This window comes from Stappia sp. ICDLI1TA098 (genome assembly GCF_054880955.1).
This window is the reverse complement of sequence record NZ_JBTZBT010000001.1, coordinates 1,853,366-1,874,285: the sequence shown is the minus strand read 5'-3', so window position 1 is coordinate 1,874,285 and position 20,920 is coordinate 1,853,366. Positions and strand designations below refer to the sequence as shown.

22 protein-coding genes and 1 riboswitch are annotated in these 20,920 nt (G+C 66.5%); of the genes, 10 read left to right on the top strand and 12 right to left on the bottom strand.

The window, feature by feature from the left end; translation table 11 throughout:
• Positions 1 to 27: 27 nt before the first annotated feature.
• Complete coding sequence (locus ACSLUQ_RS08535) at positions 28 to 1,179, bottom strand: acyl-CoA dehydrogenase family protein (RefSeq protein ID WP_461808253.1); 1,152 nt, start codon at positions 1,177 to 1,179, stop codon at positions 28 to 30.
• Between the two features lie 177 nt (positions 1,180 to 1,356).
• Between ACSLUQ_RS08535 and ACSLUQ_RS08530 the strand changes: the two genes are divergently transcribed.
• Positions 1,357 to 1,830 carry an Lrp/AsnC family transcriptional regulator gene (locus tag ACSLUQ_RS08530; protein ID WP_417772685.1) on the top strand — a complete coding sequence of 158 codons (474 nt, stop codon included), beginning with the start codon at positions 1,357 to 1,359 and terminating at the stop codon, positions 1,828 to 1,830.
• Positions 1,831 to 1,857: 27 nt separating this feature from the next.
• Here the strand turns inward: ACSLUQ_RS08530 and ACSLUQ_RS08525 are convergent, their stop codons facing one another.
• The 7 genes from ACSLUQ_RS08525 to znuA all read right to left on the bottom strand — a co-directional run bounded on the left by ACSLUQ_RS08525 (position 1,858) and on the right by znuA (position 8,789).
• The gene (locus ACSLUQ_RS08525) at positions 1,858 to 2,844 is read right to left on the bottom strand and encodes a FecCD family ABC transporter permease (protein ID WP_417772686.1); all 987 of its coding nucleotides are present in this window, start codon (positions 2,842 to 2,844) and stop codon (positions 1,858 to 1,860) included.
• Between the two features lie 3 nt (positions 2,845 to 2,847).
• Entirely contained in the window at positions 2,848 to 3,795 is a 948-nt protein-coding gene (locus tag ACSLUQ_RS08520) for an ABC transporter substrate-binding protein (RefSeq protein ID WP_461808252.1), read from the bottom strand.
• 63 nt (positions 3,796 to 3,858) lie between these two features.
• Positions 3,859 to 4,686, bottom strand: coding sequence for an ABC transporter ATP-binding protein (locus tag ACSLUQ_RS08515; protein WP_417772688.1), 828 nt, complete (start codon positions 4,684 to 4,686; stop codon positions 3,859 to 3,861).
• A complete protein-coding gene (locus ACSLUQ_RS08510; protein ID WP_461808251.1) occupies positions 4,683 to 5,165 on the bottom strand; it encodes a DUF1636 family protein in 483 nt (160 codons plus the stop codon). The genes ACSLUQ_RS08515 and ACSLUQ_RS08510 overlap by 4 nt, the downstream gene beginning before the upstream one ends.
• Before the next feature lie 120 nt (positions 5,166 to 5,285).
• A riboswitch (cobalamin riboswitch) is annotated at positions 5,286 to 5,497 on the bottom strand.
• A 52-nt stretch (positions 5,498 to 5,549) separates the two neighbouring features.
• Positions 5,550 to 6,773: a GTP-binding protein gene (locus tag ACSLUQ_RS08505; RefSeq protein ID WP_461808250.1), complete on the bottom strand. Its 1,224-nt coding sequence runs from the start codon at positions 6,771 to 6,773 to the stop codon at positions 5,550 to 5,552.
• Positions 6,774 to 6,848: 75 nt separating this feature from the next.
• A complete protein-coding gene (locus tag ACSLUQ_RS08500; protein WP_461808249.1) occupies positions 6,849 to 7,574 on the bottom strand; it encodes a DUF4198 domain-containing protein in 726 nt (241 codons plus the stop codon).
• Positions 7,575 to 7,769: 195 nt separating this feature from the next.
• The gene (znuA, locus tag ACSLUQ_RS08495; RefSeq protein WP_417772692.1) at positions 7,770 to 8,789 is read right to left on the bottom strand and encodes a zinc ABC transporter substrate-binding protein ZnuA; all 1,020 of its coding nucleotides are present in this window, start codon (positions 8,787 to 8,789) and stop codon (positions 7,770 to 7,772) included.
• A 284-nt stretch (positions 8,790 to 9,073) separates the two neighbouring features.
• Here znuA and ACSLUQ_RS08490 point away from each other — a divergent pair, with 284 nt between their 5' ends.
• The 3 genes from ACSLUQ_RS08490 to ACSLUQ_RS08480 are packed head-to-tail and all read left to right on the top strand — an operon-like array spanning position 9,074 to position 11,248.
• Positions 9,074 to 9,967, top strand: a complete 894-nt coding sequence (locus ACSLUQ_RS08490; protein WP_461808248.1) for an ATP-binding cassette domain-containing protein — start codon at positions 9,074 to 9,076, stop codon at positions 9,965 to 9,967.
• Complete coding sequence (locus ACSLUQ_RS08485; protein WP_461808247.1) at positions 9,957 to 10,814, top strand: metal ABC transporter permease; 858 nt, start codon at positions 9,957 to 9,959, stop codon at positions 10,812 to 10,814. Before ACSLUQ_RS08490 ends, ACSLUQ_RS08485 begins: the two co-directional genes overlap by 11 nt.
• Positions 10,811 to 11,248, top strand: a complete 438-nt coding sequence (locus ACSLUQ_RS08480; RefSeq protein ID WP_417772695.1) for a transcriptional repressor — start codon at positions 10,811 to 10,813, stop codon at positions 11,246 to 11,248. Before ACSLUQ_RS08485 ends, ACSLUQ_RS08480 begins: the two co-directional genes overlap by 4 nt.
• Before the next feature lie 34 nt (positions 11,249 to 11,282).
• Here ACSLUQ_RS08480 and ACSLUQ_RS08475 read toward each other — a convergent pair whose 3' ends face one another.
• From ACSLUQ_RS08475 to ACSLUQ_RS08460, 4 genes are read right to left on the bottom strand one after another with little or no spacing between them, the layout of a single operon-like run.
• Positions 11,283 to 12,128 (bottom strand): heme ABC transporter ATP-binding protein, encoded by an 846-nt coding sequence (locus tag ACSLUQ_RS08475; protein ID WP_461808246.1) that lies wholly within the window; start codon positions 12,126 to 12,128, stop codon positions 11,283 to 11,285.
• A 2-nt stretch (positions 12,129 to 12,130) separates the two neighbouring features.
• On the bottom strand, positions 12,131 to 13,240 hold the full coding sequence (locus ACSLUQ_RS08470) for a FecCD family ABC transporter permease (RefSeq protein ID WP_417772697.1): 1,110 nt from the start codon (positions 13,238 to 13,240) through the stop codon (positions 12,131 to 12,133).
• Positions 13,241 to 13,257: 17 nt separating this feature from the next.
• On the bottom strand, positions 13,258 to 14,172 hold the full coding sequence (locus tag ACSLUQ_RS08465; RefSeq protein ID WP_461808245.1) for a heme/hemin ABC transporter substrate-binding protein: 915 nt from the start codon (positions 14,170 to 14,172) through the stop codon (positions 13,258 to 13,260).
• A 14-nt stretch (positions 14,173 to 14,186) separates the two neighbouring features.
• Positions 14,187 to 15,260, bottom strand: coding sequence for a hemin-degrading factor (locus ACSLUQ_RS08460; RefSeq protein ID WP_461808244.1), 1,074 nt, complete (start codon positions 15,258 to 15,260; stop codon positions 14,187 to 14,189).
• Between the two features lie 385 nt (positions 15,261 to 15,645).
• Between ACSLUQ_RS08460 and ACSLUQ_RS08455 the strand changes: the two genes are divergently transcribed.
• Genes ACSLUQ_RS08455 through ACSLUQ_RS08430 form a run of 6 tightly spaced genes read left to right on the top strand, consistent with a single transcriptional unit; the run spans position 15,646 to position 20,895 of the window.
• Entirely contained in the window at positions 15,646 to 17,730 is a 2,085-nt protein-coding gene (locus tag ACSLUQ_RS08455; protein ID WP_461808243.1) for a TonB-dependent receptor domain-containing protein, read from the top strand.
• Between the two features lie 19 nt (positions 17,731 to 17,749).
• On the top strand, positions 17,750 to 18,208 hold the full coding sequence (locus ACSLUQ_RS08450; RefSeq protein ID WP_417772701.1) for a hypothetical protein: 459 nt from the start codon (positions 17,750 to 17,752) through the stop codon (positions 18,206 to 18,208).
• Positions 18,209 to 18,219: 11 nt separating this feature from the next.
• Entirely contained in the window at positions 18,220 to 18,936 is a 717-nt protein-coding gene (locus ACSLUQ_RS08445) for a MotA/TolQ/ExbB proton channel family protein (RefSeq protein ID WP_417772702.1), read from the top strand.
• Positions 18,926 to 19,309: an ExbD/TolR family protein gene (locus ACSLUQ_RS08440; RefSeq protein ID WP_461808242.1), complete on the top strand. Its 384-nt coding sequence runs from the start codon at positions 18,926 to 18,928 to the stop codon at positions 19,307 to 19,309. The genes ACSLUQ_RS08445 and ACSLUQ_RS08440 overlap by 11 nt, the downstream gene beginning before the upstream one ends.
• A 3-nt stretch (positions 19,310 to 19,312) precedes the next feature.
• Positions 19,313 to 19,846, top strand: coding sequence for an ExbD/TolR family protein (locus ACSLUQ_RS08435; protein ID WP_417772704.1), 534 nt, complete (start codon positions 19,313 to 19,315; stop codon positions 19,844 to 19,846).
• A complete protein-coding gene (locus ACSLUQ_RS08430) occupies positions 19,843 to 20,895 on the top strand; it encodes an energy transducer TonB family protein (protein ID WP_461808241.1) in 1,053 nt (350 codons plus the stop codon). The genes ACSLUQ_RS08435 and ACSLUQ_RS08430 overlap by 4 nt, the downstream gene beginning before the upstream one ends.
• The last annotated feature ends 25 nt before the right edge of the window (positions 20,896 to 20,920 follow it).

Sequence of the window (20,920 nt, the reverse complement as noted above, 5' to 3'; positions counted from 1 at the left end):
TTTCAAACGCATGGGCGGCGAAACGGTTCAGGACCGATCGCGCTCGGCCAGAAGGCTGCGCGCGACAATGACGCGCATGATCTCGTTGGTGCCTTCCAGGATCTGGTGGACGCGCAGGTCCCTCACGATCTTCTCGATGCCGTAATCCTCAAGATAACCGTAGCCGCCGAAGAGCTGGAGCGCATCATTGGCAACCTTGAAGGCGGTGTCGGTGACGAAACGCTTGGCCATCGCGCAATGCTTGGTGGCGTCGGCCGCGCCGGTGTCGAGTTTCCAGGCGGCCTGCCGCAGGAAGATGCGCGCCGCGGACAGCTCGGTTTCCATGTCGGCGAGACGGAACTGCAGGGCCTGGAACCGGTCGAGCGACTGGCCGAAGGCGCTGCGCTCGCCGGTGTAGCGCAGTGCCGCGCGAAGGGCCGCCTCCGCCCCGCCGAGGGCGCATGCGGCGATGTTGAGACGGCCACCGTCGAGCCCTTCCATCGCATAGGAGAAGCCGCGTCCCTCCTCGCCGAGCAGGTGGTCGGCGGGGACGGTGCAATCGTCGAACTGGACCTGTGCGGTCGGCTGGGCCTTCCAGCCCATCTTGCGCTCCAGTGCGCCAAAGCTGAGGCCGTCGGTTCCCGCTGGTACGGCGAGCGTCGAGATACCCTTGGGGCCGTCCTCTCCGGTCCGGCACATCACAACATAGAGATCCGAATAGCCGCCGCCGGAGATGAAGGCCTTGTTGCCGGTGAGGCTCCAACCGGCATCGTTGCGTGTCGCACGGCTCCTGAGGGCCGCCGCATCGGAGCCCGATCCGGGCTCGGTCAGGCAGTAGGAGGCCACCGCCTTCAGCGAGGCAAGCCGTTCCATCCAGGTGTCGCGAATGGCCTCGGAGCCGTATTTCGCAATCATGTTCAGGCACATGTTGTGAATGGATATGAAGGCCGCAACGGACGGGCAGGCCATCGACAGGGCCTCGAAGACGAGAACCGCGTCGAGGCGCGTCAATCCGGTTCCGCCAAGCTCCTCGGGCACGTAGAGCGCTCCGAAGCCAAGCTCTCCGGCGGCTTCAAGAGCCTCGCGCGGGATGGTTCCCTGACGCTCCCAGTCGGAGGCGTGCGGTGCGATGGCCTCTTGCCCGAAGGCGTGGGCGGTGTCGAAGATCAGACCTTGCTCTTCCGACAGTGTGAAATCCATGAAAGCGCTCTCCCTATAGCGTTCGTGCACCGACTCCTCCTGTCGGCGGCAACCTGTGGCTGCGATTTTCCGGGATTGTCAGCTCGATCAGGTGGAATTTCTTTTCGAATTTGCTTTGAAATCGCCAATATGAAAAATCATGTGCCGGCTTTTTCGGAAAGTTAAGGGGAATGTTTCATGGCACGACAGCTCGACGAAATTGATCGCAGAATTCTCAAGGCGCTGGTCGATGACGGGCGGCTTTCCAACACGGAACTGGCCCGCAAGGTCGGGCTGTCGCCCAGTCCGTGCTGGCAGCGGGTTCGTCGGCTGGAGGAAGAGGGGATCATCACCGGCTATACGGCCGTTCTCGACCAGGAGGCGCTGGGCATGGGCGACACGGTGATGATCGAGGTCTCGCTCGACCGGCACAACGCCGACACGCTGGAGAGCTTCGGCCAGTCGATGGCGGCTTTGCCGGACGTGCTCGAGGTGCACATGATGGCGGGGGAATACGATTACTTCGTCAAGGTGGCGGCGAGCGGCACCAAGGGGGTGGAGCGCTTCCTGCGCGAGCAGCTGTTCGGCGTGGAAGGCTTGCGCAACTCGCGTTCGAGCTTCTCGCTGCGCTGCCTGAAGCGTGTGACGTCCTGTGTGCCGGACGAGGCCTGAGGCCCGTTCGGGCCTCAGGCGCCATGGTCAGTTTCGCCGTCCGACCAGCGCGAGCACGAAGATTGCGCCGAGCGCCGTTGTGACGATGCCGACGGGCAGTTCCTGCGGTGCGAGCAGTGTACGCGCGGCAATGTCGCTGGCCAGCAGAAGTGCCGCGCCGATCAGGGCGGCGAGCATGATCAGGCCGCCGTGCAGCGGCCCGGCGAGCGCGCGTGCCATATGCGGAACCATCAGGCCGACGAAGCCGATCACGCCGGTCAGAGAAACGAAGGCGGCGGTGCCGAAGGCGCAGACCAGGAAGGTTGTGGTGCGCAGCCTGCCGACATCGACGCCCAGCGTGCGGGCGGTGTCCTCGCCGGCGAGAATCGCGTCGAGACGACGGTGGTTGATCGTGGCAAAGGCGAGAACGGCGGCAAGGCCGACGGCGGCGACGGGAAGGATTTCCCAGCGCGCGAGGCCGAGCCCGCCGAGCGACCAGAACAGAACCGAATGGGCGGCGCGCTGGTCGCCGGCGAAGACGAGGTAGTTGGTCAGCGCCATGAACAGGAAGGACACCGCGAGACCGGCCAGCACCAGTTGTGCCGGCCCCCGGTCGCCGAGTCTGGCGTTGAGCGCCAGAACCACCGCGGAGGCGGCCATGCCGCCGGTGAAGGCTGCGGCGGGCAGCGTCCAGATGCCCAGCAGGTCGCCGGTCACGGTGATGACGAACACCGCGCCAGCGGCGGCACCGGATGAGAGGCCGAAGAGGAACGGGTCGGCGAGATCGTTGCGCGTCGTTGTTTGAAGCAGGCAGCCGACAACACCGAGGCCCGCGCCGGTGAGCAGGGCGAGGATCGCGCGCGGCAGGCGCAGGTCGGTGACGATCCGCCCCAGTGGCGTGGCGGCTTCCGGTCCGCCGGAGAGCGCGCCGATGACCGTCGACAGGGGAAGCGGCGTCGACCCGACCACGATCGCGGCAATGACGAGAACCGCGACCGCCAGCACCCCGGCGGCCGCGAGTACGAGCATGCGCATGGCTCAGAAAGCGTCCGGATAAAGCGCGCGGGCGATTTTTTCCACGCCGTCGATATTGGCGGGACCGGGCGTCAGTTCCTCATAGCGCAAGGCGAGGGTGCGGTTGTCCTCGACCGCCTTGAGGTGGCTCATTACCGGGTGGGCGCGCAGGAAGGCCATGAGCTTTTCGGCTCCGCCGCTGTCCTGATAGTCGAGCAGGATGATGAAGTCCGGATCTGCGGCGGCCACCGCCTCCCAGGAGGTGGTGCCCCAGCTCGTCTCCATGTCGCCGGTGACATTGCTGCCGCCGGCCGCGGAGATCATCGCCGTCGGCATGGCGAACCGACCGGCGGTGAAAGGTTTGTCCTCACCGGAATCGTAGAGGAACACCGTCACTGGCGCGCGCCCGGCCACAGCGGCCTGCACGGCGGCGACGCGCGCCTTCCAGCCCTCCACCAGCGCCTGCGCCTTGTCCTGGCGGTCGAAGATCTCGCCGAGCCGCAGGATGTCGCCATAAAGCAGATCGAGCGAGGCGGCGGGGCGGCTCTTGTCGACGTGGATGCAGCTTTCGGTGAGGATCAGCGTCTTGACGCCCTGGTCGGCGAGCGTCTCCGGCGTTACGTCGCCGCCGGGCTTCATGCCGTAGTACCAGCCGCCGAAGAAGACGTCTGCGCCGGAGGCGACGATGTTTTCCAGCGAGGGATACTTCGGCGCGATCTCCGGTAGCTCGCCGCGTCTGGCTTCGAACTCGGGCGTCGTCTTGTACCAGCCGCTGATGCCGCTGACGCCGACCATGTGATCCTGAAGATCCAGTGCGAAGGCCATTTCGGAAATGTTGATGTCCTGCGTCACCATGCGCTCGGGCGTGGTCTCGAAGGTCAGTGGCTGGCCGCAGTTGTCGACGGTGACAGGTGCGGCATGGGCGGTGCCGGCAAGCAGGAGCGCGGCAAGCGCGGCGGTGAGACGGATCATGAAAGGCCCTTTCGGTGAAGGCAGGCGATGTGATGGGAAGGTTGCGGCCGCGCCGGAGAGGGATCAGTCCGCGAGCGCGGGCACCGCTTCAGGCGTCGTCCGGCGGATCGGGATGTCGAGGGCGCACAGCATGCGGTCTTCGGAGGGGTGCGGAAGGCGGTGCATGTCGACCTCGAAGGTCGCACGCACCCGAGCGCTTGAGAGGACGTCTCGCGGGTGTCCGTAGGCCGTCAGCCGGCCTTCGTCGATCAGCGCGACGTGGCTGGCGAAATCCTCGATCAGCGTGAGATCGTGCAGCACGGCGATGACCGTGATGCCAAGGCGGGTGACCAGGCTGAGCAGGTCCCCGCGGGCCCGCGGGTCAAGATGATTGGTCGGCTCGTCGAGAACCAGAAGCCTTGGCTCCTGGCACACGGCGCGGGCGATCTTGGCCCGCTGCCGTTCGCCGCCGGAGAGGCTCCCCATGGTTCGCCGCGACAACCCCGTCAGGCCCGCCACGGCTAGAGCTTCGCCGAGGGCTGCCTGATGGGCGCGGGCGTCGAGTGCCCGGCGATGGGGCAGGCGGCCGAGCGCCACGTAGTCGGCGACGGAGAGGCGTCCATCCGGCTCCTCGCTCTGCCCGACGTAGGCGATGGCGCGGGCGCGCTCGTGGATCGGCACACGCGCAAGCGAACGCTTGCCCAGCAGGATCTCGCCGTCGCCGGCAGGTGCAAGACCCGCGATCATGCGCACCAGCGTGCTCTTGCCGGCTCCGTTCGGGCCGGCGATCACCAGGATCTCGCCTGCATGGACATGGAAGGAGACATCCTCGACGAGCCGTTGCCCGCGTGCGGTCGAATAGCCGACGCCGATGAGTTCCAGGGTGGTTTCCAGGCCGCTCTCGTGTGTCATTCAACGATCTCCGCGTTTGCCATGGAAAGCGGGAAGGCGACGACGGGCGCGGGCAGGCGGGCCAGGGTCTTGCCCTTCAGAGCTTCCGGGCGCTGGAGCGAGGAACACCATCCGTCCGCCAACTCGAGGTATTGTCCGGCGAAAGTGGCAATCGCCGAGATTTCCTCGTCTGTCTCGATGCTGCCGAAGAGATAGCCCGCCTTGCCCGGCGCCTGGATGGCAATGGCGCAGGGGCGGCCGCAGCCGGCCATGCAGGCCGCACCAGTCACGGCCACGGATGGTGCCAGTCCCTGGTCGCGCAAGGCAGTGCACAGGCGCTCGCTCACTGCCGGGCCGACACGCTCGCCGTAACGGGTGCTGCCGTCCTCGTCGACGGTGCGTGCCCGGCAGGTGGTGCAAACGATGACGACCGCGCCGGCCATGGCGGACGGGGCCGTGTCGTCAGCTCGCGTTTCGCAAGGGATCAGGTCGTGCGCCATCTACATCCTGCCGGTCGGAAAGACGGGGCAGGAGAAGAACGCAGGCGGTCTGATGGCGCACCTTCGGCGTGCGCGCTATCGGAATTGCCATGTCGCCCTCCCGGAACACCCCGTCCGGTCACTGGTGAATCCACGATGGCAGGTCTCCTGGCTCGCGGGTCATCGCCTTCCCCACCTTCCCGCCCGTCAGGGCAGTGGCAAACCGGGGTCGGCTTTCCGCTCACAGTTGCGGGGGCAGCCACGGTTTCGGTCCCTGCTGGGTACGCCTCACCGTGTTCCCTTTTCATGCCCTCGGAGATTCTCGTCGGGCAACCATCGCAGCTGAAACTGGCAGATCGGCCGGGGTGCTGCAACCGGCTTTCGTCGCCCTCTCGCCGCATACCGCTAGTCTCCGCCGGCGTTCCAAAGGGGAAAGGGGTCGGCAAGGCCTGTCCAACGCTCCGGCTTGAAGGCGGTCGCCTCCACCAGGCAGGCGTCGAGATCGGCGCGAAGTCGGGCTTCGTCCATGTCGCTGACGCCGATGAAGACGATCTCCTGGCGTCGGTCGCCCCAGACCGGGTCGAAGAGAGGTCGCATCGCCTCGCGCCACTCCGGGTGTTCCGGCCAGTAGGAGGTCGGTACGGCGCTCCACCAAAGCCCGCGCTTCTCGGTTCGCACGATGCTGCCGGCCTGGCTGATCTCACCGACGAAACGCGGGCGCGTCGCCAGCCAGAAGAATCCCTTGGCGCGGATGACGCCGGGCCAGGTGGTGTCGATGAACCGCTTGAAGCGTGTCGGGTCAAAGGGGCGGCGCGCCCGGTAGACGAACGAGCGAACGCCGTATTCCTCGGTTTCGGGGATGTGGTCGGCATAGCCGTTCATCTCCTTGAACCAGAGCGGATGCGTCTGCGCCCGCTCGAAGTCGAAACGGCCGGTGCCGAGAATGTCCCCGGCGGCGACTTCGGCGAAATCGGTCTCGATGACGTGGGCGTCGGCGTTGAGCGCGCGCACGATCTTGCGCGCGGCGGCGAGGTCGTCAGGGCTGGCCGAGGAGACCTTGTTGAGGACGATCGTATCGGCAAACTCGATCTGGTCGACGAGCAGGTCGACCAGCGTGCGCTCGTCCTCCTCGCCCAGGGATTCGCCCCTGTCTGTCAGGAAGTCGGTCGAGCCGTAGTCCTTCAGCAGGCTCGCTGCGTCGACCACGGTGACCATGGAATCGATCTGAGCCACGTCCTCGAGGCTGACATCATCCTCGTCGCGGAAGGAGAAGGTCGCGGCGACGGGCAGGGGTTCTGAAATGCCGCTCGCCTCGATCAGCAGATGGTCGAAGCGATCTTCGCCGGCAAGCCGGAACACTTCCTTGAGAAGGTCCTCGCGAAGCGTGCAGCAGATGCAGCCGTTGGTCATCTCGACCAGTTTCTCTTCCACGCGGGACAGGTTTGCTCCACCTTCGCGGATCAGGCTGGCATCGACGTTGACCTCGCTCATGTCGTTGACGATGACGGCGACGCGTAAACCTTCCCGATTGGAGAGGACGCGGTTCAGGAGCGTGGTCTTTCCAGCGCCGAGAAAGCCGGAGAGAACCGTAACGGGAAGCTTCCCTTTCGGGTGCGGACGGGGAGGCATGGCTGGCTCGCTGTGTCTGATGGGCTGTTCTGCGGGGACGCCGAAAACTCGGCGCCCCCGCGTTTGCGTCATCCGTCAGTGGCTGTGACGGGAGAGGGTGAAGGAGAAGGTGGTGAAGTGATTGATGGTGTCGGCCTTGGCCGGGTCGTCGGTCGGGGCCTTGTAGGAGGCGGCGATGACGTTCAGGCCTGAGTTGCGCACGGTGATACGCGCCTTGCCCTCGGCATCGGTGCGCACCGGGCTCGCCTCGCTGTCGGTCGTGTATTCGGCGGTGACGGGCACGTCTGCGACCGGAACGCCGTCGGCAAGAACCTTGATCTCGAGCGTGTCGCCGGCATGCAGATGAAGAGGGTCGGCTAGCGGCACGATCTCCAGCGGCAGACCCTGCGGGCGGGGAGCACCGCCCGGCTCGCCGACAAGCGAGACCGCGTGCTTGAAGTTGCGGCCGGCAGTCCGGGCGTCGGTGACTTCGTCCTTCGCCTTGTTTACCCAGCTGCCATCCTGGCGCTCGGTCCAATAGCCGTTGTCCATCGTCGCGCTGACGTAGACGGCGCTGTCCGGCAGGCTGAAGGTGACATGATCCTTGGCCTTGCGAACATCCGGCGCCACCGCCTTGCCGTCGCCGGTGGCTGCGGCAAGGCTCGTGAGCTTTGCCGGGTCATAGGCCTCGTCCGAGGCACCGTGACCGTAGACGATGGCCTGATCGCCGTGGCGCTGGGCGATCCAGATGCCATGGGCTGAGGCCGAGGCAAGCGAGGCCAGGAAAAGCGCGGCGGCGGTTGAGGTGCGAAGCAGTCGCATGAATGCGTCCTTTATGTGATAACATAACATATTTGGGTGATGAAAACCCACGCCACAACACGCCACCGGGAGCCGGCAGCGAGACGGAGACGGGTTCGGCGGGCAAGGTCGCGCAACGCCAGGCGGCGTCGCTGCGACGGTGCGGGGAGAATGCCGGCGCGCAAGCAGTGGGCGTTGCGCACCGGCGTGGTCAGGTCAGTCGTTCGCCGAAAGGCAGTCGGCGAGCGAGGTGGCAAGCGCCTTCAGCAGCTCGGGGTACTGATCGGGACCGGCGGGAATGTCCGCACCGAGCGGATCCAGCACGCCGCTGCGCGCCTTCGTGCCCTCGATGACGACGGAAACCAGCTTCGGCTCGAACTGCGGTTCGGCGAAGACGCAGGTGGCGCCGAGATCGGAGATCTTGGCGCGGATCTGCTTCACCCGGTCCGCCCCGGGCATGACCTCGGGGCTCACGGTGATGGAGCCGGCGGCGTGGAGGTCGAAACGCTTTTCGAAGTACTGGTAGGCGTCATGAAAGACCACATAGCCCTTGTCCCGGATGGGGGCGACGATGTTGGCGATCTCGGCCTTTTCCGTATCGAGCCGTCCCTCGAGGCGGGCAAGGTTGGCCGCATAGGCATCGGCGTTGTCGGGATCGGCCTGCGACAGCGTCGCCGAGATGGCGCGGGCCATCGCCTTGGCGTTCTCCGGATCGAGCCAGACATGCGGGTCGACCTCCCCGTGGCCGTGCTCATGGGAATGGTCGTGCGCGGCCTCGTGCTTGTGGTCATGGCCGTCGCCATGATCGTGGGCGTGGCCTTCCTCGCCGTGATCATGCTCGCCGTGGTCATGGGCCTCGAAGGCTCCTCCCTCGCGCGGGGGGAGTTCGACAACGCCCTCGACCTCTCCAAGCTCGACGGAGCGGGCGCGCGCGCCGACGGTCTCGATCGGCTTTTCCAGGAAGGCCTCGAGATCGTGGCCGATCCAGAAGATCACGTCCGCCTTCTCGAGAGAGGTGGCCTGGGACGGCTTGAGCGTGGCGGTGTGCGGCGAACTGGCGCCCTCGAGAAGCAGCGTCGGCTCGGCGACCCCTTGCATGACCGATGCCACCAGCGAATGTACGGGCTTGATCGACGCCACCACCGAAAGGTCGGCGGAAATGGCGAGCGTGCTGGTCGACATGAGCAGGGCGGCGGAGAGCAGGGACGTGCGAAGCAGGCGGGGCGGTGTTTTCATGAGGCAGTCCTGTGTTTGGTTCCAGGCGCGGCGACTGCGCGTCTTGGCTAGAACCGGCCGGCAAGCGGCCGGGTGGCGGGGAGGCTCGCCGGAAGCGGCGGGCGGATCCGGCGTCGGGAGGGGCGGCTCCGCCCGGGCTTCTCCCGCTGCCGGGCTCCTGGTGAGGGATGTTATAATATCACATTGTTGCGTTACGGTATAACGTGTGCGATAAGCTCGGGCAACAGGTTTTTTCGACAGATGCTCCGGCAAGTGTGCCGGGCCTTGTGATTGCGGGACATGAAATGGCGGAAAACGGATCGGGCGAAGCTCCGGCGCTGGTTTCTCTGGCCGGCGCGGGCGTTCGTGCCGGCAACCGCTGGCTTGTGCGCGGCGTCGATCTTGCCGTCAGACGTGGTGAGATCGTCACGCTGATCGGGCCGAACGGCTCGGGCAAGTCGACCACGGCGCGCATGGCGCTGGGGCTCCTGCCACCGAGCGAGGGGCGCTCCGAACGCATGGCCGGTCTTCGGGTCGGCTATGTGCCGCAGAAGGTCTCCATCGACTGGACGCTGCCGCTCGATGTCGAGCGGTTCATGCGTCTGACGGGACCCGTGGCGCGCGAGGAGGCGGAACGCGCGCTGGCCGCCACCGGCGTTTCCCATTTGCGCCACGCGGAGGTGCGCGAGCTGTCCGGCGGCGAGTTTCAGCGGGTTCTTCTTGCCCGCGCGATCTCGCGAAAGCCGGACCTGCTGGTGCTCGACGAGCCGGTCCAGGGCGTCGACTTTTCTGGCGAAAGCGCAATCTATGACCTGATTTCGCAAGTCCGCGACGAACTGGGCTGCGGTGTGCTGCTGATTTCCCATGATCTCCATGTGGTCATGGCGGCGACCGATCATGTGATCTGCCTGAACGGCCATGTCTGTTGCCAGGGCGCGCCGACGGCGGTCGCCTCGAGCCCCGCCTATCAGCGGCTTTTCGGTGCCCGTGCAAGCTCGACGCTGGCGGTCTATGAGCATCGCCACGACCACACGCATCTCCCCGACGGTCGCGTGCGCCATGCGGACGGTTCGATCTCCGAGGATTGCCACCCGAACGACGGCCACCACGGGCACCACGACCAAGGCGGGGCTCACGATCATTCCCGCCCTCATGTGCAGGAAACCGTAGGCGAGACGGAGACCGGCCATGCTCGATGACTTCTTCACCAGGGCGCTTGTCGCCGGCCTCGGCGTGGCGGCGGTTACAGGTCCGCTCGGTTGCTTCGTGGTCTGGCGCAGGCTGGCCTATTTCGGCGACACGCTGTCCCACGCGGCGCTGCTCGGCGTTGCCATCGCCTTTTTGCTGGAAATCAACGTCACGCTCGCGGTCTTCGTCGTCGCGACGCTGGTGGCGTTGCTGCTGCTTCTCCTGCAGCGGCGCGCGACGCTCTCTTCCGATGCGCTTCTGGGACTGCTCGCCCACTCGTCGCTTGCCATCGGCCTGGTGGCTCTCGGCTTCATGAGCTGGGTGCGGATCGACCTGATGGGATTCCTCTTCGGCGATATCCTGGCGGTGTCGAAGTTCGACATCCTCGTCGTTTATGTCGGCGGGGTTGCAGTTCTTGCGGTTCTGGCCGCGATCTGGACGCCGCTTTTTGCCGCGACAGTCAACCGCGACCTGGCCGAAGCAGAGGGACTGCGGCCAGACCGGGCCAATCTCATCTTCATGTTGCTCATGGCGACTGTCATCGCCATCTCCATGAAGATTGTCGGCGTGCTTCTCATCACGGCAATGCTGATCATCCCGGCGGCGACCGCGCGACGCATCGCCTTCGGGCCGGAGCAGATGGCCGTCGTCGCCGCTCTTGCCGGCATGGCGGCGGTCGCCGGCGGGCTCTTCGCCTCGCTGGAGTGGGACACGCCCTCGGGACCGTCGATTGTCGTCGCCGCGCTCGTGCTCTTCGTGCTCGCCATGTCGCCGGCCGCCGGTGTTCTCGCGCGGCTGGCACGGGGCGCGCGCCCGACGCGCGGCGCGGCGCCGCAACAGGAAAGGCCGGAGCGATGAGCGCTCATCATGACCATCACCACGCCCCGACGGAGGGGCTCACCCGCAACCAGGCGCTGGTGATGCGCGCCCTGTCGCAAGCCAGGGCGCCGCTCACCGCCTACACGATCCTGGATGAATTGCGCGCCGAGGGTTTCCGCGCACCGCCGCAGGTCTACCGGGCGCTGGAAAAGCTCGTCGAGATCGGCATGGTGCACCGGCTCGAGAGCCTCAATGCCTTTGTCGCCTGCCGTCACCCGGACTGCGACGGGCACGAAACGGTTGCCTTCGCCATCTGCGACGACTGCGGCCAGGTGGCGGAACTGAGCGACGACCGGCTCGCTGGCCACCTGAAGGCGATTGCCGGCGAGACCGGGTTTATTCTGCGCAAATCCATGGTGGAACTGCGGGGGCGCTGCGCCGATTGTGCCCGCGCCGCTGCGGCGCCAGCCTGAACCAAGAAAGCTGGAGTGTTGGTGGAGAGCGGGTTCAGCCCTTCGCGACCGCGCGCGGCGTTTCCGCCGCCGCTGCCCCGCCTGTCTGCGGAAGAATAAAGGGCATGCCCGGCGCGGGCACCGCGCCGACCCTCAGGGGATGGTCGAAGACCTGTGAAACCAGCCCGTCTGTAATCACTTCCCGGGTGCTTCCGTCGGCAAGCAGGTGGCCCGCCTTCATCGCCAGCACCTGATCGGCATAAAGCGCCGTGAGATTGAGGTCGTGCAGCACCGCGACAACACCGCCGCCGCGACGTGCGAACCCGGCGGCGATGTCCATGATCAGGATCTGGTGACGGATGTCGAGGCTTGACACCGGCTCGTCCAGAAACAGCCAGCGCGGGCCTTCTTCGGTGACCGGCTCCCAGACCTGGCACAGAACGCGGGCGAGCTGCACGCGCTGCTGCTCGCCGCCCGACAGGCTATGGTAGGGGCGCGGGGCAAAGCCGTCGAGATCCACCTTCTCCAACGCTTCCAGAACCCGTTCCCGGATCTGGGCGCGGCTGGTGCGCAGGCGCAGGATGCCCAGACGCACCACCTCGGCGACGGTGAGCGGGAACGCAAGCGTCGTGTGCTGGGCAAGGACGCCGCGCTGGCGCGCCATTTCCTCCGGCGACAGATCGCTCGTTGGGCGACCGTTCATCATCACCTGTCCGCCAGCCGAAAGCTCGCCGGTGACGGCGCGCAGCAGCGAGCTCTTGCCGGAGCCGTTGGGGCCGATGATCACCGCGAGCTGGCCGGCGCGTGCGCGGAAGCTGACCCCGTCGACGACCTTGTGCGTGCCGTAGCGCACATCGAGGTCACGGATGTCGAGGCTCTCGAGGGGGAGGGGCGTTGTCATGTTCATGCCTGGGTCAGTCCCTTGCGTCCGAGAAGGATCCACAGGAAGACGGGTGCGCCGGCGATCGCCGTGACAATGCCGATGGGCAGTTCCGCCGGCGAGACGATGGTACGGCTCACCGTGTCGGCAAGGATCAAAAGGCTTGCGCCGAGCAGCGCGGATGCCGGCAGCAAATGGCGATGATCGGGCCCGATGCTCAGCCGTAGCAGGTGGGGCACCACAATGCCGACGAACCCGATGCCGCCACTGACCGCGACCGAGGCGCCGGTGGCTGCGGCGACAGCGACGATGCAGACGATTTTCAGCCGCTGCACCCTGACGCCGAGATGTCCGGCGGCGGCTTCCCCGAGCACGAGGCCGTTGAGGCCGTTGGCGAAGACAGGGATAGTCAGGAGAACGATGCCGATGATCGGCGCAACGGCGGCGAGCTTTTGCCAGGTGGAGCCGGCCAGCGAGCCGAGCAGCCAGAAATTCAGGTCGCGAAGCTGCTGGTCGTCGGCGACATAGACGAGAAGCCCGGTTGCCGCGCCCGCGAGGGCTGCCAGCGCGATGCCGGCCAGAAGCATGGTGGCGACAGACGTGAAGCCGCCGCGCGTGCCGATGCGGTAGAGAACGAAGGTCGTCAGGAGACCTCCGAAGAAGGCAGCGAGCGGCAGTGCGTAGATGCCGAGCAGCAGGTACAGCGGGGCCAGGGCGGTGCCGCCGAGCACGATCATCGACGCGGCGCCGAGGCCCGCGCCGGCGGACACGCCGACAATGCCGGGATCGGCGAGCGGGTTGCGGAAGAGCCCCTGCATCATTGCGCCCGAGACGGCAAGCGCCGCGCCGACGAGCGCCCCCAGCAGCACGCGCGGCAGGCGAACCTGCCAGAGGATGACGCTGTCGCGCAGGGCATCGGCCGCTTCCGCGCTGGCGTTGCCGAAGAGTGCGCCGATCTCCCGGGACAGGTCGATATCGAGCGGGCCGATGGCAAGCGAGAACCCTGCCACCAGAACAAGGAACACCGCGAGACAGGCAATCGCGAGCCGGGCGAGCGGCTCGCGATTGCCGAAGCGCGCCTCGGCCAGCACGCCGGAGCGTGCTGGCCGGGTTGGCAGGGTGCTGATGGCCATGACCGGCGTGTGCTCCCTCAAAGGCCGTCGGCGGCAAGCTTTGCCGAAAGGTCGCGCACGGCCTTGGCGGTGCGCGGTCCGAAGCCCAGAAGGTAGAGGCCATCCATGCGCACCAGCCGCTTGTCGCGTCCGGCCGGGGTCTGAGCCAATGCCGGATTGGCGAAGACGGCTTCCGGTGCGACCGCATGGCCCTCGCCGCGATCGATCATCAGGATCGCGTCGGGCGCTGCGGCGATGATCGCCTCGTCGGAGATCTGCTTGTAGCCCGAAAAGCCCTCGATGGCGTTTGTCAGCCCGGCAAGCCGGAGCACGCCGGCGGCCGCCGTGCCTTCGCCGGAGGCAAGCACCCGGCCGCCCTGCAGCGACAGCACGAAGATCACCTTCGTCTTGCGGTCGAGCGCGTGCGCCTCGGCAACGGCTGCGTCCAGGTCGCCGGCAACCTCGTCGGCAAGGCTCGCGGCCTTGTCCTGCACGCCAAGCGCGCCGCCGACTGCGACGATCTTGTCAAGGATTGCCTGGCGGTCGTAGCCCTCGTGCACGCTCACCATGGACACGCCGGCCGCCTTCAGCACGTCAAGCGCCTGCGGCGGGCCGCTGCCGTCGATGGCAAGGATCCCGTCGGGCTTCACCGAGAGCACGCCCTCGGGAGAGAGCGCGCGCATGTATCCTACATCCGGGAGGTCGAGCGCCTCGGCGGGAAAGGAGCTGGTGGTGTCGCGCGCCACCAGCCGCTCGCCTTCGCCGAGCGCATAGACGATCTCGGTTACATCGCCGCCGATGGAAACGATCTTCTCCGCCTTGGCGAGCTCATCGACCGCCAAGGCCGGCGACAGGGCGGCAAGACCGACCAGTGCGGCGCCGAAACCCGCACGGGCAATCCCCGACGCCAGGACGGGGGATGCGGCGCGCGTGCGCGTATATGTCTTTTCCATGATGTTCGTCCGCCTCACGCCGGCTCGAGCGCGGGCTGGCTGGAGGCGGAGCGCGGCAGTCCCTCGACCAGCCCGCGCCAGTCCACGAGTTCGTCGAGCCCTTCCTTGCGCTTCCCGAAGAACTGGATGATCAGATCGCCGTTGGCGTCATAGGCCTCGACCGAGGTCACATGGCCGGCTTCGCACGGCTTGCGCACGGCCCAGGCCTCGACGATGTGGTCGGTGCGCAGATGCAGGTGGAAGCCCGGGTCCATCACGTTGATCCAGGGACCCATGGTGGCGATCTTGCTCACCGGGCCCGTGTGGATCTGGATGCAGCCCTTGCTGCCGACGAAACACATGATCGGCAGGCCGCTTTGCGAGGCGCGCTCCATCATCGCCGTCACCGCATCGGCCTCAAGCTTCCACGCCAGCTCATCGCCCGCCATGCCGAGTGCGTCGAGGCGATGCAGCTTCATGTCGCGCAGCAGGCCGAAGAAGTCGTGCGTGTCGTTCATTGCCTGCCAGCGGGTGCGCAGCTCGGGCGCGCGCGCCGGATCGGCCGGCACGCGCTCGTGCACTTCGCGTGGGGTCACATCCTCGAGCAGGCCCGGGTCCTGGTCGACGGCGATCAGGCTCTCGACCAGCGCATCCCAGACGGCCATGTCGGTCGCGTCGCGGGTGTGGATCTTGTGAACGGCGTCGCCATGGGCGTCGAAGAACTGCAGGCTCTTCTTCACCGACCCGTCGTCCTGCGGCTTCTCGACCGCGAACCCGTGCTTCCAGACCGAGGGGAACATGCGCATGTCGATGTCTTCGCCGAGCATCATCGCGGCGCCTTTGCCGGGGATGAACTTGTCGTAGACGCCCGGCTTCTCGTGCACGGCGCTTTCGTTGCGGGTCAGCGCCAGAACCTCGCCGACCCCGGCCAGTCCCTTGAAGATGTCATCGAAGCGCACGTCGACACGGCGAACGCCGTGTCCGCAGAAGGCGGCGATGAATTCGGCCTCGCTGAGCTCGAGCATGTGAGCGAGATCGCGCTCGCGCATCTTCGGGTTTTCCGAACGCATGTGGCGAACGTGGGCGAAATCCGTGGCTTCTCTTCTCATAGGTCACCTTTTCGGGAGCGGATGGCGAGCACGGGACCGGGGCTTGCGCAGGCGCATCCCATGTCTGGCTGTCTCGGCACATGCCGGTTCGGACCTATGCTGGCATCCCTTCGGCCGGTCGCGTGGCACGCTGTGGCGAAAGGGAGTCGCTGGCTGGCTTCGGGGGCCGAACGCTTTGTGGACAAGATCGGTAACGCGATCTGTTACTTGACTGAATAACTCATGTTTTGTATCGAGTTCAATACCTGAGTTGAGTGCTCAAGAATTATCAACAATCGAACAGCAAGCAAGCAAGCGCCAGCTAGCCGTCGAATCAGTGTGTGTGTGAGGGCGTGAAATGGGGCTGGCTAGCTCGCGAGAAATGAATGTTCGGGCACGGTATCGCGTGTTGCTGTGCAGTGGCGTGGCGCTCGGTGTGCTGATGACGGCCTCGACGGCCATGGCGCAGAGCGCCGACGGCGCGCCGGCGGGGGCTAAGACGTCGAAGCGTGACGAGGCCACCAGGCTCGAGCGCATCGTCGTCGGCGCGGGGATCGAGAAGGTGGCCATCGACACGCCGCAGGCGGTCACCGTTCTCGACCAGGAGGCGATCGACGCCGAACAGCCGATGACCATCGGCGAGATCTTTCAGCAGGTGCCGGGCGTGACCGTCGTCGGGTCGGATCGAATCGGCGGCCAGTCCTTCAATATTCGCGGCATTGGTGACTTGTCCTCGGCGGACGAGTCCAAGATCATCGTCACTGTCGACGGGGCGCCCAAGTTCTACGAACAGTACCGTATGGGCTCGTTCTTCTCCGACCCGGAGCTCTACAAGCGCGTTGAGGTCCTGCGCGGCCCGGCGTCTTCGACGCTCTACGGATCCGGCGCGCTCGGTGGCGTCATCAACTTCACGACCAAGGATGCTTCGGATTTCATCAAGGACGGTGAAACCGGCGCGGTTCGTCTGAAGACGATGTATGATTCCAACAAGGCCGGTGCGCTTGCCTCGATCACCGCGGCGCTTGCCTTCTCCGAGCAGACCGAGATGCTGCTCAACGGCAACTTCCGCCGCGCCGACAACTACGACGCCGGCGGCGGCGTCGAGGTGACGGGTTCGGAGTTCTCCTCCTTCTCGGGCCTTGCCAAGCTGACGCACCGCTTTGGCCAGGACAACGAGCAGGTGCTGCGCGTCTCCTACGAGCGCTGGCAGAGTGACGGCGACAACACCGAATACTCGCAGACGGGCACGTTCCCCGTGTTCGGCACGATCGACCGGGACATCACGGACCAGACCTTCGTGGTCTCCTACGAGAATCCGGCGAGCGAGACTCCCTGGCTTGACCTGAACGTCAATTTCTCGATCTCCGACACGCAGGTGTGGCAGGGCAATTCAAGCGCCTTCATTCCCAGCCCGCTGTTCCAGGATGGCGACTACGGATATCGGACCTATTCCGCCAGGGCCGACAACACGATCGAGCACCTTGGAGAGAACTTCACCAACCACTTCACGTTCGGCGCGCAGACGAGCTACCAGGAGCGCACGGCCGAGACGACGTCGGGCGCGATCAGCTTTCATCCGGAAGGCACCGACACGAAGTTCGGGGTCTTCTTCCAGAACGAGTTCACCTGGAACGACCGGCTGACGATCATCCCGGGCGCGCGCGTCGATTTCATCACGCTGGAACCTGACTCCTCCGTCGCCGGCGCGTCCACCCGTCACGAGACGGCTTTCTCGCCCAAGCTTGCGGTCATGTACAAGGTGACGGAGGCGTTCTCGCTGTTCGGCTCCGTCGCTCACACGGAGCGCGTTCCCACGCTTGACGAGCTGTTCTCGACCAATCCGCCCGACGGCACCTACCCGGGAGGCCGGGGAATGAGCCTTGGCCTGCAGAAGGAAAAGTCGAACGCGGCCGAAATCGGCTTCTCGATGTCCGCCTATGACCTGGTGCGTGACGGCGATAGCGTTCAGCTCAAGACCACGGCGTTTTACAACGACCTGCGCGACATGATCGTGCCGAACCCGAATACGGGTCTGGCGACGCCGGTGTCCTACTACCAGAACGTCACCCATGCCGAGATCTATGGCATCGAGGTGGAGGCGGCCTATGACGCCGACTATGCCTTCGCCAACCTCGGCTACAGCCATGTTCACGGCGAGAACAAGTCGACTGGCGCGACGCTGAACACCATTCCGGCCGATACCCTGACGGTGACCCTCGGCGGCAAGCTGCCGCAATACGACCTGTCCTTCGGCTGGCGCGGTCTTTTCGCCGGGTCAATGTCGACGGGCGCGACCACCGGCCCCTTCGCCGGATACGCGGTGCACAACCTCTTCGCCGACTGGAAGCCTGATGACGGCGCTCTGGCCGGGCTCGAGTTCCGCGCCTCGGTCGATAACCTCTTCGACAAGCACTATCGCAACAATCTGGCCGGCGACGACGGCAAGGGTCGGACGTTCAAGCTGACCCTTGCCAAGACGATCGGCTGGTAACGCCAAGCGGGAGCGGACAATGGGACGACGGATCGAAATCATGGTGGCGGCGGCTCTGACCGCCTCCGCCATCTGGGCGGGGCAGGCCCGAGCCGGGGAGGCCGAGGCGAAGCCGGCGGAGGAAAAATCCGCTTCCGAGCTGCGCATCGAGCTCAACAAGCTGGCCGACACCGGTGCCGGCGGCTGCCGTTTGACATTCGTCGTCTCCAACGCCACCGGCGGGGATATCCCGCAACCGCGCTACGAGTTCGTGCTCTTCGACGCGGACGGGCTCGTGGAGCGGCTGACCACCTTCGACTTCGGTGCACTCGAGGCCAGCAAGACCTCGGTGCGCCAGTTCGATCTCGCCGGCATCGGATGCGCCCGCCTCGGGCGCATCCTCGTCAACGGTCCGTCCCAGTGTGGTGAGGGCGCGGCGGCGCATTGCAGCGCCACCCTTGCCCTTTCGAGCCGGTCCGCCATTCCCCTCGTTCAGTAGGAAGCGCTCCCATGTCCTTCGCCGACATTCTCGCTCAAATCGTCGGTTTCCTCGAGCTTGGCGGCCCGGTTGTCGCGATCATCGGGGCGCTGTCCGTCGTGGCACTGGCGATCATTCTGATCAAGCTGGTCCAGTTCGCGCTCGAGGGCGTCGGTCGCCGCCGGCGCGCCGAGCGGGCCGTCTACCTTTGGGTGCATGGCCGGCGCGCCGAGGCGCGTCAGCTTGTTTCCGACGCGCGCGGCCCCACCGGCGCGTCTGTGGCCGTCGCGATGGCCACGGCCGAGCGGGCGAACACCGACAAGTCCCTTGCCGAAGACGAAGTGGGGCGCATCGCCGCAATCCGGCTGCACCGGCTGGGCCGTGGCCTGCGTCCGCTCGACACCATCGCCCAGATCGCGCCTCTGCTCGGCCTCTTCGGCACCGTGCTCGGCATGATCGAGGCGTTCCAGAAACTTCAGGGTGCCGGCAATGCCGTCGATCCCTCGCTGCTCGCCGGCGGTATCTGGGTCGCGCTGATGACAACGGCGGCTGGCCTCGCGCTCGCCATGCCGGTCTCCATCGTCGTCACCTTCTTCGAAGGCATGATCGACAACGAGCGCATGGCCATCGAGAGCCTGTCCTCGGCCGTGCTTATCGACAGCGCGCTGAATGCGGGAGACCTGCGCGAAGCCGCGTTCGACGCCGGCGACACGGTCAGCCCGGTGAAGCGGCTCGTCCATGCGCATTGACCTGCCGCGACCGAGCCGGCGGCGGCTTTCGCTCACGTCGCTCATCGATGTGATCTTTCTGCTGCTGCTGTTCTTCATGCTGTCCTCGACCTTCACCCGGTTCGCCAGCGTCGAGATCGCTGCGCCCGGTGGTGGCGGGGGCACTGCGCCGCGCCCGAAGATCTTCGCGACCGTCGACGCGGAAGGGCTCGCCATCAACGGTGAGCGCTTCGCCGACGCTGAGGCCGTGCGCGCCAAGATCGAGCAACTTGCCGAAAGCGGTGGGGACACCGCGCTGCTGGTTCCAAAGGAGGGCGCGCGCGCCCAGGATCTGGTCACCGCCCTGGAGCGCCTTCGGGCGGGCGACCGGCTCAAGGTCGTTGTTGCGAGGTAGGACATGATCCGTCTTCCAAGGCCCGCTGTGAAACGCCAGGCCGAGAGCACGATCTCGCTGATCAACGTTGTGTTCCTGATGCTGATCTTCTTCCTGATCGCCGGCCAGCTTTCGCCTCCGGTCGATCCTGAGGTCGACCTCGTCGAAACCGAGGACGCGCCGCCGCTTCCTCCGCCGGACGCGCTTTTCGTCGATGCGCAGGGCGCGCTGCGCTATCGCGGCGCCGTCATCACCGCCGAGGCCTATCTGGCCGAACTGGCCAGCGAGGGTGCGGCAGAACTGCCGCCGCTTCCTGCCGACACGGCGGAGGCGCAAGCCGCGACGCCCGCCGGACCGCCGGTTCTCCTGGCGGCCGACCGGGAGCTGGATGCCAGTGTGCTGCTGGAGACGGTCGACACGATTTATCGGGCGGGTGCCTCGAAGGTTTCGCTCGTCACCATGGGCGAGACGCCAGAAGCGGCAGGCGACCTGCCGGCCGACACGCCGGAGGGCACCGCGAACGCAACCCCGGATGCGGGGGTGGGAGCTGATCAATGAGGCTTAGGAGCTATCATATCGCCGGTGCGCTGGTGCTGTCGCTTGCCGCCCATGCTGGTGCCGTTGGGTGGTTTACCTCTGGCGAGGAGCCGACGCTGCTGGCCGGCGGCGGACCGGTTGTCTCGGCCGAACTCGGCCAGGTCTTCGTCGACGCGATCCAGGCCGGCAACATGGACGAGGGCGAGGAGGTCGGCGAGGTCAAGCCCGAGGAAGTGCAGCCCGTCGATGCGCCCGAGGCCGACAAGGCGAGGGAGGAGTCGACCGCGCTGGTCGAGTCGCTTGAGCCGGAAGCTTCGGACCCGACGCCGGCGCCGGAGGTCGAGGAGGCGACCGAGGTTTCCGCGGCCCGACCGGTGCAGGAGGCCACCGTGGCCGATCAGGTGCCCGCCGACATGGCCGTGCCCGAACTCACCGCGTCTGTCCCCGCCGAGATTGCCTATGCGGATGCGACGGTCAGCGAGCCGGTGAGCGAAATCACGGAGGCGGTGCAGGCGGCCCCCGCCGAAGTCGCCGAGACCGCTCCGACGGAAACTGTCGAGGCCGCGGTTGTCGAGGCGGCGCCGACGCCGCGCGGCCGGCCCAAGGATCTCAAGATCGCCGAGGTCAAGCGCGAGGCTCCGGCTCGCAAGGCGAAGGAAGTCAAGCGACGCAAGGAAAAGCCGGCGCGCGCCCGCAAGGCCGGCGGACAGAAGGGGGCCGGCGGTCAGTCGAACGCCACGGCAAGCCGGGGGGGCGCATCGCGAGCCGGCAGGACCAGCGAGATGGGCAACGCCGACGTCTCCAACTACCGCGGCCTCGTCCAGCGCAAGCTGGAGCGCGCGCGCCGTCGCAGCCGCGATGCCGGCAACCGCCGGGGAACGGTGACTGTCTACTTTGTCGTACAGACGTCGGGTTCGGTGTCGGCGATATCGATCCGCAGCAGCTCCGGCGATCCGGTTCTGGACCGGGTGGCGGTCAAGATGGTGCAGAAGGCTGCCCCTTTCCCGCCGATCCCGGCTGGTGCGGGACGTCGTACCTGGCCCTTCACCGTGCCGATCGCCTACAACTGATCGCGCGGGAGCGATACCGAACGAA

Coding starts and splice junctions, on each gene's coding strand:
- ACSLUQ_RS08510 (WP_461808251.1), bottom strand. CDS start 5,165: ATGGCGCACGACCTGATCCCTTGCGAAACGCGAGCTGACGACACGGCC.
- ACSLUQ_RS08445 (WP_417772702.1), top strand. CDS start 18,220: ATGTCCTTCGCCGACATTCTCGCTCAAATCGTCGGTTTCCTCGAGCTT.
- ACSLUQ_RS08470 (WP_417772697.1), bottom strand. CDS start 13,240: ATGGCCATCAGCACCCTGCCAACCCGGCCAGCACGCTCCGGCGTGCTG.
- ACSLUQ_RS08505 (WP_461808250.1), bottom strand. CDS start 6,773: ATGCCTCCCCGTCCGCACCCGAAAGGGAAGCTTCCCGTTACGGTTCTC.
- ACSLUQ_RS08515 (WP_417772688.1), bottom strand. CDS start 4,686: ATGACACACGAGAGCGGCCTGGAAACCACCCTGGAACTCATCGGCGTC.
- ACSLUQ_RS08460 (WP_461808244.1), bottom strand. CDS start 15,260: ATGAGAAGAGAAGCCACGGATTTCGCCCACGTTCGCCACATGCGTTCG.
- ACSLUQ_RS08490 (WP_461808248.1), top strand. CDS start 9,074: ATGGCGGAAAACGGATCGGGCGAAGCTCCGGCGCTGGTTTCTCTGGCC.
- ACSLUQ_RS08485 (WP_461808247.1), top strand. CDS start 9,957: ATGCTCGATGACTTCTTCACCAGGGCGCTTGTCGCCGGCCTCGGCGTG.
- ACSLUQ_RS08500 (WP_461808249.1), bottom strand. CDS start 7,574: ATGCGACTGCTTCGCACCTCAACCGCCGCCGCGCTTTTCCTGGCCTCG.
- ACSLUQ_RS08450 (WP_417772701.1), top strand. CDS start 17,750: ATGGGACGACGGATCGAAATCATGGTGGCGGCGGCTCTGACCGCCTCC.
- ACSLUQ_RS08440 (WP_461808242.1), top strand. CDS start 18,926: ATGCGCATTGACCTGCCGCGACCGAGCCGGCGGCGGCTTTCGCTCACG.
- ACSLUQ_RS08525 (WP_417772686.1), bottom strand. CDS start 2,844: ATGCGCATGCTCGTACTCGCGGCCGCCGGGGTGCTGGCGGTCGCGGTT.
- ACSLUQ_RS08465 (WP_461808245.1), bottom strand. CDS start 14,172: ATGGAAAAGACATATACGCGCACGCGCGCCGCATCCCCCGTCCTGGCG.
- ACSLUQ_RS08480 (WP_417772695.1), top strand. CDS start 10,811: ATGAGCGCTCATCATGACCATCACCACGCCCCGACGGAGGGGCTCACC.
- ACSLUQ_RS08535 (WP_461808253.1), bottom strand. CDS start 1,179: ATGGATTTCACACTGTCGGAAGAGCAAGGTCTGATCTTCGACACCGCC.
- ACSLUQ_RS08530 (WP_417772685.1), top strand. CDS start 1,357: ATGGCACGACAGCTCGACGAAATTGATCGCAGAATTCTCAAGGCGCTG.
- ACSLUQ_RS08475 (WP_461808246.1), bottom strand. CDS start 12,128: ATGACAACGCCCCTCCCCCTCGAGAGCCTCGACATCCGTGACCTCGAT.
- ACSLUQ_RS08430 (WP_461808241.1), top strand. CDS start 19,843: ATGAGGCTTAGGAGCTATCATATCGCCGGTGCGCTGGTGCTGTCGCTT.
- ACSLUQ_RS08435 (WP_417772704.1), top strand. CDS start 19,313: ATGATCCGTCTTCCAAGGCCCGCTGTGAAACGCCAGGCCGAGAGCACG.
- znuA (WP_417772692.1), bottom strand. CDS start 8,789: ATGAAAACACCGCCCCGCCTGCTTCGCACGTCCCTGCTCTCCGCCGCC.
- ACSLUQ_RS08520 (WP_461808252.1), bottom strand. CDS start 3,795: ATGATCCGTCTCACCGCCGCGCTTGCCGCGCTCCTGCTTGCCGGCACC.